General features: G+C 56.1%; 12 protein-coding genes. 2 read left to right on the forward strand and 10 right to left on the reverse strand.

Annotated features, from left to right (window positions below):
* Positions 1–14: 14 nt before the first annotated feature.
* A complete protein-coding gene (locus G3I74_RS11060) occupies positions 15–965 on the reverse strand; it encodes an IS5 family transposase (RefSeq protein WP_164208723.1) in 951 nt (316 codons plus the stop codon).
* A gap of 96 nt (positions 966–1,061) precedes the next feature.
* Here G3I74_RS11060 and G3I74_RS11065 point away from each other — a divergent pair, with 96 nt between their 5' ends.
* A complete protein-coding gene (locus G3I74_RS11065; protein ID WP_164211675.1) occupies positions 1,062–2,012 on the forward strand; it encodes a type I phosphomannose isomerase catalytic subunit in 951 nt (316 codons plus the stop codon).
* A 268-nt stretch (positions 2,013–2,280) separates the two neighbouring features.
* On the opposite strand, the gene G3I74_RS11070 is transcribed toward G3I74_RS11065, so the two are convergent.
* Positions 2,281–2,859 (reverse strand): hypothetical protein, encoded by a 579-nt coding sequence (locus G3I74_RS11070; protein ID WP_164211676.1) that lies wholly within the window; start codon positions 2,857–2,859, stop codon positions 2,281–2,283.
* 214 nt (positions 2,860–3,073) lie between these two features.
* On the opposite strand from G3I74_RS11070, the gene G3I74_RS11075 reads away from it, so the two are divergent.
* Positions 3,074–4,024 carry an IS5 family transposase gene (locus tag G3I74_RS11075; RefSeq protein ID WP_164211677.1) on the forward strand — a complete coding sequence of 317 codons (951 nt, stop codon included), beginning with the start codon at positions 3,074–3,076 and terminating at the stop codon, positions 4,022–4,024.
* A gap of 131 nt (positions 4,025–4,155) precedes the next feature.
* Here G3I74_RS11075 and G3I74_RS11080 read toward each other — a convergent pair whose 3' ends face one another.
* The 8 genes from G3I74_RS11080 to tnpA (G3I74_RS11115) all read right to left on the reverse strand — a co-directional run.
* Positions 4,156–4,533: a hypothetical protein gene (locus G3I74_RS11080; protein WP_164211678.1), complete on the reverse strand. Its 378-nt coding sequence runs from the start codon at positions 4,531–4,533 to the stop codon at positions 4,156–4,158.
* A 136-nt stretch (positions 4,534–4,669) separates the two neighbouring features.
* Positions 4,670–5,098 (reverse strand): IS200/IS605 family transposase, encoded by a 429-nt coding sequence (gene tnpA, locus G3I74_RS11085; RefSeq protein WP_164211679.1) that lies wholly within the window; start codon positions 5,096–5,098, stop codon positions 4,670–4,672.
* Between the two features lie 59 nt (positions 5,099–5,157).
* On the reverse strand, positions 5,158–5,814 hold the full coding sequence (locus G3I74_RS11090) for a sulfotransferase family 2 domain-containing protein (protein ID WP_164211680.1): 657 nt from the start codon (positions 5,812–5,814) through the stop codon (positions 5,158–5,160).
* A gap of 72 nt (positions 5,815–5,886) precedes the next feature.
* Positions 5,887–6,774: a GDP-mannose 4,6-dehydratase gene (locus tag G3I74_RS11095; RefSeq protein WP_338063101.1), complete on the reverse strand. Its 888-nt coding sequence runs from the start codon at positions 6,772–6,774 to the stop codon at positions 5,887–5,889.
* A 6-nt stretch (positions 6,775–6,780) separates the two neighbouring features.
* A complete protein-coding gene (gene gmd, locus G3I74_RS11100; protein WP_203594704.1) occupies positions 6,781–7,839 on the reverse strand; it encodes a GDP-mannose 4,6-dehydratase in 1,059 nt (352 codons plus the stop codon).
* A 106-nt stretch (positions 7,840–7,945) separates the two neighbouring features.
* Positions 7,946–9,586, reverse strand: coding sequence for an IS66 family transposase (gene tnpC, locus G3I74_RS11105; protein ID WP_164211682.1), 1,641 nt, complete (start codon positions 9,584–9,586; stop codon positions 7,946–7,948).
* Between the two features lie 36 nt (positions 9,587–9,622).
* Positions 9,623–9,988, reverse strand: coding sequence for an IS66 family insertion sequence element accessory protein TnpB (tnpB, locus tag G3I74_RS11110; RefSeq protein WP_164211683.1), 366 nt, complete (start codon positions 9,986–9,988; stop codon positions 9,623–9,625).
* Positions 9,985–10,338 (reverse strand): IS66 family insertion sequence element accessory protein TnpA (gene tnpA / locus G3I74_RS11115; protein ID WP_239056879.1); only part of this gene is annotated, 354 nt, incomplete at its 5' end. The genes tnpA (G3I74_RS11115) and tnpB, both read right to left, overlap by 4 nt.

Below are 10,338 nucleotides of genomic sequence, written 5' to 3' on the forward strand. Positions count from 1 at the left end.
CGGACGCAGTAACCCTACGTTGGCTGATAGCGCTGCCCGATCAGCAGGTTCGAGAAGGCCGCCAACATGCTCAGCCGGTTGCGGTTCTTGGTCAGGCCTCGGTAGCGGACCTTGCCGTAACCGAACATTCTCTTGATGTAGAAGAACGGATGCTCAACCTTCGCCCGCATCGACGCCTTGAGCTTCTCGGCATACGCCTCTGGGCTGTCGGGATTCATCGTCCTGCGTCTGCCGGGACGCTCAGCCACGAACAAGCGTGCTTTGAGTTTCTTGGGTGCTACGTGCTGCTCAATGCCCCTGTAGCCAGAGTCGCCGAAGACTCGCTCTTCTTCGCCATGCAGCAACCGATCGACCACACTGAGGTCGTGGGTATTGGCCGGGGTCGTCTCCAGACTGTGGATCAGCCCCAGTGTGTCGTCGACGGCGATATGCATCTTCATCCCGAAGTACCACTGCTTGCCTTTCCGGGTCTGGTGCATCTCAGGGTCTCGCTGTCCTTCCTGGTTTTTGGTCGAGCTGGGCGCATCAATGATGCTGGCATCAACGATCGAGCCTTCTCTGAGCATCAGGCCTTGTTCCTGCAGGTGGCGATTGACCTCCTGGAAGATCTTGTCGCCGAGCTTGTAGCGCTCCAGAAAGTGGCGGAAGTTCAGAATGGTGGTCTCGTCGGGCAGCGCATCCGACAGTTTCAAACCGGCGAAGCGGCGCATGGACTCAATCTCGTAGAGGGTGTCTTCCATTGCCGGATCGGACAGGTTGTAGAACAATTGCATGCAGTGAATCCGCAGCATGGTCTCAAGCGGATAAGGGAGACGGCCCCGGGTGCCTCTGGGATAGTGCTTCTTGAGCTTCTTGACCAGCCGCGGCCAGGGGATGAGCGCGTCCATGCGCTCCAGAAACTTCTCGCGCCGCGTCTTGCGCTTTTTGTTCTCGTATTCCAGGTCGGCAAAACTCAGCTGGTCCATCGAATTCAGTCCGGTGAGAAACGATACCGATATTGTCGCAGAATGGCGATTAATTCAGAGATTCCCCAATAGTCGGATGAACGAGGGAGCAAGGTCATGAACACCATTCAATTTAAACCCATTTATCAGGAACGCGTCTGGGGCGGGCGCTGGTTGGCGGGGAAGTTTGGTCGCGAGCTGCCCAGGGCTAATCCCGTCGGGGAATCCTGGGAGATGGTCGACCGGCCGGAAGCCCAATCGGTCTGCATCCAGACCGGCCAGACCCTGCGCGAACTGCTGCAACAACACTCGGCCGAGATCATGGGCCCGCTCCACGATCCATCCCAGCCCTTCCCCATCCTGGTCAAGTGGCTGGATTGCAGCGACAGACTGAGCCTGCAGGTTCACCCAACGACAAAGATCGCTGCAGAATTGGGTGGCGAGCCCAAAACCGAATGCTGGTATCTGGCCGACACCACAGCGGATGCTGCGCTGATTGTCGGTTTGAAGCATGGCGTGACGCGCGCGCAATTCGAGCAGGCGATCGAAGATGAGGCGCTGGAGCCACTGCTGCACCGCTTCCCGGTCCAGCCGGGTGAGTCGATCCTGTTGGAAAGTGGCCGCCTGCATGCGATTGATGCCGGCAACCTGATCCTGGAAATCCAGCAGAACTCGGATACCACCTACCGGGTATATGACTGGGGCAGAAAGGGGCTGGACGGCAAGCCACGCCAGTTGCACGTGGCACAAAGCCTGCAGTCCATCGACTTCGAAGATTTCGAGCCGGCGGTGACGCCGGCATCCGGCGAAAAGTGTGAAAGCGTTCTGGCCGAATGTCCGCAGTTCCGAATTCGACAGCAGCGGCTTGTCGAGGGCGATCGCTTCGGCCCACCGAAGACCAGAGAGCCAATGATTCTTAGCGTGGTGGAAGGGGAGCTAAGCGAGGGGGAAAGCAGATCCGTGTTCGCGGCAGGCAGCAATCTGCTGCTGCCTTATGCGTGGGATGGTGAATTGATTTGCAAAGAACCGTGCACGATGCTGATTACCGACCGGTTTGTTGATGTATAGATTCCGGATATCGCCTGTGGCGATTCCGGGATGACAGACATTGCATCACGACGGCCATGGCCTCAAATCAGACCGGATCAGGCCTGAAATCCGTTGCGAGATTCGGATAGACCCGTATTAAAAGCTGCATACATAAATCCTCATAAAGCGCCACCACCGCAGGTCGCAGCGAGAAAGAATTCCGATCAAATTCTGCGGATTCCTATGGCTCAAGAAGGCGATCCACCGAACCTCTGACTGAAATGACCACAAGTCCACCACCGGATCTTTATGAAAACTGCTGTAGTTTACGTTTGCCTTCACTCACACCAACCTTACTCGCCCCAACCTGATGCCAGAAGTCAGCGAAACTTGCATTGCCTAACCTCACAAAAGAAATAGAACCCCAAAGCAATGAAACAAATAATGCCGACTGATCTGAGTACCAATAGCTGGACCGATCCATCGCATACATCGACGAAATGTAGCACGCAAATAACCGAAGCAGCCTCCTTGCATTTTCACCGTTCCTCAAATAAACAAACCCTCCCATAGCATAGTACCAAGGAAACCTGATGGGCCGTTGAATCTTAAGGAAAACATCTTCATTGCTCGTGGCCTTTGGGAAAAGCCTTGACACCTTCCCAACGACAACAGCATCAATGTCAGTGACGCAAACTTCTTCATAGCCATCCTCAAACAAGTACTCAGCACACAAAAAACGCGCATTTGCGAAAATACTACGATCGCAAACTTTACTTCGATAGCAAAGAACGGTCAGATTGGAAAAGCGAGAACACAAGTCTTGAGCTAATGAAAAATCGGCAGCTGTGCCGTTAACGAGGGCGATATGGATGTCTGACGCCAAATTTGACTCTGATACCGAGCAGCAAAAACTAAAACAGAACGCTTGGAAATATTTTGTATCACATGAAGCGACAAAGGATAAACGACCTCGATTAGACCTAGCATCGCCGCCATGAATTACGCGCTCTAGATTAACCGGCAGTTCTAAGGAGCCTCTGAATAAGTCACCGGTTTTGCGATAATACGGTCACTTGGCTGCAACACGGTAACTTCAGATGGAACAGATGAGTTTTGCCGAGATTGAGTACCAGAACAAAAAGCGCAAGACGCGACGCGAGAAGTTTCTGGAGCGGATGGATTCATTGATTCCCTGGGACCGTTTGGTCAAGCGTCTCAAGCGGCATTATCACAAGGGCCGTACTGGCCGACCGCCGTATCCGCTGGAGACGATGTTGCGGATCCACTGCATGCAACTGTTCTACAACCTGAGCGATCCTGGCATGGAAGATGCCCTCTATGAGATCGAGAGCATGCGGCGATTTGCTGGGCTGCGGCTGTCGGACAGGATTCCAGACGAGACCACCATCTTGAACTTCCGCCGTCTGCTTGAGAAGAATGGGTTGGGACAGAAGCTGTTTGAGGAGATCAACGGTCATTTGGGGGACCATGATCTGATGCTGCGTGAGGGCAGCATTGTGGATGCCAGCATCATTGCGGCGCCGAGCTCGACCAAGAATGCCGACAAGCAGCGTGATCCGGAGATGCATCAGACCAAGAAAGGCAACCAGTGGCACTTCGGAATGAAGGTACATATCGGCGTCGATGATGAACTGGGCCTGATCCACAGCCTTGAGACCACACCGGCCAATGATCATGATCTGACGGTCGCAGACAAACTTCTGCATGGACATGAGAAGCGCGTCTTAGGTGACGCCGGCTATCGTGGCATCGAGAAACGGCAAGCGCATCAGGATCGAGAGGTCGACTGGTTCATCGCCGAACGTCCTGGCAAGCGAAAGGAGATGGATCCCGACAGTCCCGAGGGTCGGGTCGAGAAACTCAAGGCTCAGATCCGGGCCAAGGTCGAGCACCCATTCCGCTACATGAAGCAGGTATTCGGCTACAGCAAGGTGCGCTACCGTGGCCAAGCCAAAAATCGTAATCGGTTCTTGGTTCTGGCAGGGCTGACGAACCTGATGATCGCGCAGAAATTGCTGCTGACGTAGGGTCAGTACGTCCGGAGTCCGCCCATAAAGCGGCATCCGGCCAAAAATTGATTAGAAAACGAGCAAGAAAAGCGTGCAAAAACCTAAGCCAGCCCTTCCGGGAGAGCGGGTTAGGCGAAAAGCATGCTTATTCAGAGGCTCCCTAAGCCCAAACGAATATCGTTTTCTGAAGGCAGGCATATAAGTGAGTTTAGACCCGCCAGAAAAGACGGGTAGTCCTTTTTATAATCCGCACACAGATCAAGATTCTGGAGCAGATTCCCTTTTTCGGCCGGCAAACAAAAAGCACGCCCAAACCCCATATCTGCGAAAACATCGTACGGATCGACGGAGCAACCGAAAGGCACTCTGATGTAATCTAAGGTCTCGGCGAGCTTAGCGTCAACCGACTGCAGAGCATCAATCGCTAAGGTAAAATCAAACTTACCGCGCCCGAGATGAGCTTTGGTTTTTAATTCAACATAAACATTGCGAACAACTTCTATCCGAGCATAATTCTTACTGTCCATAAAGCCTACTTAAAATGGCATTAGTCACCATGAAATCACTCAAAGACCGGCTACCGCCACTGGTCAACGACCACCGGCTAAAGCCGGTGGCTTGCTGTTACGGCTGAAAGCCGGATTGATCGGCCGTTCGGCCGATTTACACCACATCAAAGTCATCATCCAGCTCCGGCGGCTGCTGGTTGATGATGTATTCCTTCCACATCTCGTCGGTCACATTGCCACTCGAGACCATCCAGTAGCCCCGAGCCCACAGATGTTGGCCCCAGTACCTCTTCTTCAGACTCCGGAATTCCGTCAATAGCCGGTGAGAACTCTTCCCCTTCAGGGACTGGACTGCCCTCGATACGGATATCTGCGGCGGGATCCCAATCAGCATATGAACATGGTCCCGAGTGATCAACCCCGCGTAGATCTGCATCTCCTTGCTCCGAGCAATGTCCCGTAACAACTCGCGGCACCTCAGCCCTACGTCCCCTCCCAACACTTGGTACCGATATTTCGTCGTCAACACCAGGCGATACTTCAAATCCCATACCGTGTGGCTCCCTCGCTTGTAGTCCTGCATGCCAACAAAATATCATCCGTCGCCTAAAGGCGAGGGGTTTACGGAGACCCATCGGGGACTTAAAACGAAAACCCGAAAAATTCGATATCTGCTTGACACTCCCTCGCTAAGTGCTTTTGCATCTCGCTATCATAATAATTATGGTAAGAGAGTCTTTTTGTCTTCTTCTCATGCACTTTAGTGGACCATGTTAAACCTAGCGAATGAAAGAAAGTCCGCAACTCCTGATTGAGATCATCAAACCTTATCATAGTCATACCAGAATCAACTGCGCCGTCAATTGAAATATACGGCAGAATTTGCGGACTGATAGGACGATTGAAAAACCATTCCTTAAACGTTTTGGACTTAGTCTCCATTAATCCACCCCGCTGCCTACCATATTCATAGAAAGAGACCAATCGATCCCAGGGATTACGAATTACGCAGAATCTCTTATAGGCGCTGTATCGCTCAGCGCCTATGATTTCCCTAACATCAGCCGCAATCAAGTGATGATATACGTCTGCCCTTGGCAGACCCTTTATCCTGTCTGGCGATTTTCGTGTCACTTTAGTTGCATGCGGATATCGAGATAGCAATCGCTCGTCATCATGAATCTTACCCCATAAATCCCAGGGCTCACTAGAGGACTCCTTCAAGAACATCTCTATGCTACTTCCAGCTGACTTGGGAATATGAATAAACACCAGTTCATACTTATGATTGACAGGCATAGCTACACTTCACCATCACATTAACTAAAAGGTCTATCCGAATCTCCCAAATGATTTCAGGGCTGATCCGGTCTAATTTGAAAGCAACATCCACCGCAGCGTTTCCTCTAACGGCGGATTATCCCAATCCACAAGTAATCGCCGCAACTTCCCTGGATCGCCGCATAGCTTCTCGACCTCATTACTGCGCACAAACGCCGGGTTGACGCGCACCTTCATGCGGTGGCCGGTGATCTTCTCGGCCATGGCCAGCACTTCGCGCAGGGAGAACAGGCGGCCGGAGCAGATGTTGAAGGTCTGGCCTGCCGGGCGTTTTTCCAGCAGGCCGCGGTAGCCTTTAGCGACGGCGCGGACGTCGGAGAAGTCGCGCCAGACATCGAGATTGCCCAGCTCGATCTCATCGGTGCGGCGGCGGAAGTGGTCGACGATCTTGGGCAACAGGAAATGCCCGGCCTGGCCGGGGCCGGTGTAGTTGAACGGGCGAGTGATGACGATCGGCAGGCGGTCGAACCACAGGCGGGCCATGTACTCCATGGCCAGCTTGCTCACTGCATAATCGTTGGCCGGGTTGGGCGTGGTCTGCTCGTCCAGTTTGCCTTCGGTCTGGTTGCCGTAGATGTTGGCACTGCTGGCCAATACCAGGCACTGCGGCGCCTTCGGAGCATCGGCCAGGGCGGCCAACAGGTGCCGGGTGGCGAGCAGGTTGACGCGGTAAAAGGCATCGACCTCGCCGTGGCCGACGAACGAAATCGCCGCCAGGTGCACCACGGCGTCGGGCTGAACGGCCTGGACCAGATCGTGCGCCTGCTCGGCCACCGTCAAATCCGCCGGCACAAAATCACCGGCAGCGGAAGCTTCGCCCTCCGGCCCGGTACCCACCACCTCCCAACCGGCTGAGGTCAACTCCCGCGCCATATGAACCCCGGTAAACCCCCGACTGCCCGTCAGCAGAACCCGCACGCCGCCCTAACCCCGCGGCCCGCCGTTGGCATGGCGGCGCACATCGGCCTCCACCATCATCCGGCACAGCTCTTCCAGCGTGGTCTTCGCCTCCCAACCCAGCACGTTTTTCGCCTTGCTGGCATCCCCGATCAACAGCTCCACCTCGGCCGGCCGGTAAAAGCGCGGGTTGACCCGCACCAGCAGCTGCCCGGCCTGGATATGCTCAGTGCCATTGGCCGCGACGGCAATTTCAGACTCCTCCTTGCCCCGAAACTCCAGCTCCACCCCCACTGCCTGAAACGCAAGGCGCACGAAATCGCGAACCGACTCGGTCCGCCCCGTAGCCAGCACAAAGGTGTCCGGCTCATCAGCCTGCAGCATGCGCCACATGCCTTCCACATACTCCCCGGCAAAACCCCAGTCGCGCTTGGCGTCCATGTTGCCCAGCTCCAGCACCCGATCCTGGCCTAAAGAAATCTGCGCCACGGCATCGGTGATCTTGCGGGTGACAAACTCCAGACCTCTTAGCTGCGATTCATGGTTGAACAAAATCCCACTGGAACCGAAGATGTCGTAGGACTCCCGATAGTTAATCGTCATCCAGTGCGCATACAGTTTGGTCACCCCATAGGGGCTACGCGGGTAGAACGGCGTTTCCTCGCATTGCGGAATGGCCTGGACCTTGCCAAACATTTCCGAGGTGCTGGCCTGATAGAACCGAATCCTGGGGTTGACCAGGCGAATCGCCTCCAGCAGATTCAGCACACCCAAGCCGGTGATTTCTGAAGTGGTGACCGGCTGATCAAAAGATACGCCGACAAAGCTCTGCGCAGCGAGGTTATAGACCTCATCCGGCTCCGTGGATTGCATCAAACGAATGCAGTTCGACAGATCCGTCAGATCGAACTCGGCCAGATGCAGATTGGGGTGACCTGAAGCACCCGCTTCATCCACGCGCCAGAAATTGGTCGAAGCCGTCCGGCGGTAACAGCCGTAGACCGTATAGCCCTTGTCCAGAAGAACCTTGGCCAGATAGGCGCCGTCCTGCCCGGTCACGCCCGTAATCAGTGCTTTTTTGCTCATCATCAACTCGCCCCAACTGTAAGAAAAATATGGCTCCTCCGCAGAATTTGTGGGTCGGGGAGTCATGATTTCGTCGTAAGCGTCCCGCCAACCCCAACACTTCCCCTTACAGTGCCGGCTTCGGAATTTTCAACATCTCCGGCGTGAGGTTGTGCGGCAGCAAGGCTTCTATGTCTTCCGGCTGACTCGCGTGCGGCAGGGTCTCAAACAGGTAATGCAGATAAGCGCGCGGCTCAAGGCCGTTGGCCTTGGCGGTCTCGACCAGGCTATAGAGCATGGCACTGGCCTCGGCACCGGCGGGGCTGCCGGAGAATAACCAGGCTTTCCGACCAACGACAAACGGCCGGATGGCGTTTTCAGCAAGATTGTTGTCGATCTCCAGATGGCCGTCTTCGAGGAACGTCAGCAGGATCGGCCACTGGTTGCGCGTATAGCTGATTGCCTTGCCCAGCAGGCCCTTCGGCAGTACCTTGTTGACGTGCTCATCAAGCCAGTTCTTGAGCTCATCAAGGATCGGACGGGATTGCTGCAGACGCACCGCGTGGCGCTCCTCGGGAGACTGACCGCGCAGCTTCTTCTCGACCTGATAGAGATTGTCGACAGACTTCAGGAACGCATGAGCCAGGCCGGTCTGATGGCGGCTGTTGGCCGCCTTGACCACCTTGCGCCGCACATGCGCCCAACAGCCCATATGACCCAGGATGGCGCCATAGCGGGCCACCTGATGGTAGGCCGAGTAGCCGTCGGATTGCAGATAGAACGCGGCACCGGGGGGTGAGAGCCCATCGGGGAACAGGAACTCGCACGGCACCGAGCCGGCGCGGCCGACAGAGTACTGGTACCAGATCACCGGTCGATCCGGCACCCCACCCCGGTAGACCCACATTTGTGATTTGCTGGTGTTGTCTCGCCCAGGTTCATCCAGAACCTGCAGTGGCGTCTCATCGGCCTGCAGCACCCGGCCTTGATACAAGTGCTGCTTGAGCGCGGCCATCAGGGGCTGCAAAGGCTCGCGCAGCTGCACCATCCAGCCCGACAGGGTCTGGCGGGACAGCTCGAAGCCCTCGCGAGCGAAGATCTTTTCTTGCCGATACAGCGGCAGGCCATCAACGAACTTGTTGGTGACCACATCAGCAATCAATGAGCTGTGACCCATGGCCTTGGGCAGGATGCAGGCCGGACGCGGTGCGACCACGACGGTCAGGGGCTGCCCGGTCTTGTTGTGGCGGATCGGTGCGTACTTCGCCCGCTTGGTCTTGACCACGTAGTACTGGCGCGGCAAGACCGCCAGTTGCTCGGACTCCTCAAAGCCCATCGGCACGTGGGTCTGGGCGATGGCGGCCTTGTCGGCTTCGGGCAGATCGATGATGCGTTCGACACGTGGCAGGTGGCTGGGCAACGCACGGCGCTTGGGCGGGTTGTCTGAAGACCGCCGGGTGGGGCTGATGGTTGCCTTGGCGTCTTCGATCTGGCGATCGAGTTGTTCGATCAGGTCATTGAGCTCGGCCTCATCGAACAGCTTGAGTTGTTCCTTGCAGACCCGGTCGGCCTTGGGGCCAAAGCGCTGGTGGCGCTGTAGTTCAAGACGTTCAAGCAGGATGCTGATCTTCTGATCGCGGGCTGCGATCTGGGCCTGGTATTGCTGCTCACGCAGGGCCAGATCCTGCTCATGTTCAGCCGCCATTTTTGCAATGATCGCGCGCAGTTTTTGCGGGTCATTGGTGTCGATGGTAGCTGGCTTTTCCATGCCCTGTATTTTACCAAAAGCAGCCAGAAAATGCTGCTATATCAATGACGAAATCTCAGAAAAAAGCGCTGTTCGATGCCCTTGAAGCTGACTCGGATCCAGCCCATCAAGCAACCACTGCAGTTCACGGATCGACAGCTCCAGCGGCTGGGTCTGATCGCCGACCGGCCACCAGAACCGCTGCTGCTCCAGGCGCCGATACCACAGCCAGAAGCCATTGCGGTACCAGACCAGGATCTTGAGCTTGTCGCGGGCGCGATTGCAGAACACAAACAAATGCGAAGACAGCGGATCGGCCTGCAGGACATCGGCGACTCGGGCCGCCAGCTCATCAATCTGGCAGCGCATGTCGGTCGCGCCCCGGGCCAAGTACACCTTGGTGTGCGTATCCAGCGCAATCATGCCGCAGGCCGCAGTGCATCCAGCACGACTCGAAGCCTGTCGCCCGAGCACTGTGACCCCACCTCAATGCGCACCCCGTCGGGCAGGACCACGGTCAGGCCAGCGCCGGCAGCAAGATCGGGACGCTCCACCAGCCGCACCGGCAAGAAAGTCTGCGATGGGACTTGTCCACGAATGTGTTCAGCCGCGCTGCGATCATCCTCGGCCAGCAAGCGCTTCCAGCGCCGCAGGCTGGCCACCGAAATACCCTTCCTGCGGCAGTACGCCGCCTGGGTCAACCCGCTGCGTTCCCACTCTTCAACCAGCCGTTGCCACTGGTTCCGAGTACGGCGCTTCCAGCCCATGGTGAA

Source organism: Wenzhouxiangella limi, from assembly GCF_010499265.1.
Taxonomy (GTDB): Bacteria; Pseudomonadota; Gammaproteobacteria; order Xanthomonadales; family Wenzhouxiangellaceae; genus Wenzhouxiangella; species Wenzhouxiangella limi.

Coding starts and splice junctions, on each gene's coding strand:
- G3I74_RS11060 (WP_164208723.1), bottom strand. CDS start 965: ATGGACCAGCTGAGTTTTGCCGACCTGGAATACGAGAACAAAAAGCGC.
- G3I74_RS11065 (WP_164211675.1), top strand. CDS start 1,062: ATGAACACCATTCAATTTAAACCCATTTATCAGGAACGCGTCTGGGGC.
- G3I74_RS11075 (WP_164211677.1), top strand. CDS start 3,074: ATGGAACAGATGAGTTTTGCCGAGATTGAGTACCAGAACAAAAAGCGC.
- G3I74_RS11080 (WP_164211678.1), bottom strand. CDS start 4,533: ATGGACAGTAAGAATTATGCTCGGATAGAAGTTGTTCGCAATGTTTAT.
- tnpA (WP_164211679.1), bottom strand. CDS start 5,098: ATGCAGGACTACAAGCGAGGGAGCCACACGGTATGGGATTTGAAGTAT.
- G3I74_RS11090 (WP_164211680.1), bottom strand. CDS start 5,814: ATGCCTGTCAATCATAAGTATGAACTGGTGTTTATTCATATTCCCAAG.
- gmd (WP_203594704.1), bottom strand. CDS start 7,839: ATGAGCAAAAAAGCACTGATTACGGGCGTGACCGGGCAGGACGGCGCC.
- tnpC (WP_164211682.1), bottom strand. CDS start 9,586: ATGGAAAAGCCAGCTACCATCGACACCAATGACCCGCAAAAACTGCGC.
- tnpB (WP_164211683.1), bottom strand. CDS start 9,988: ATGATTGCGCTGGATACGCACACCAAGGTGTACTTGGCCCGGGGCGCG.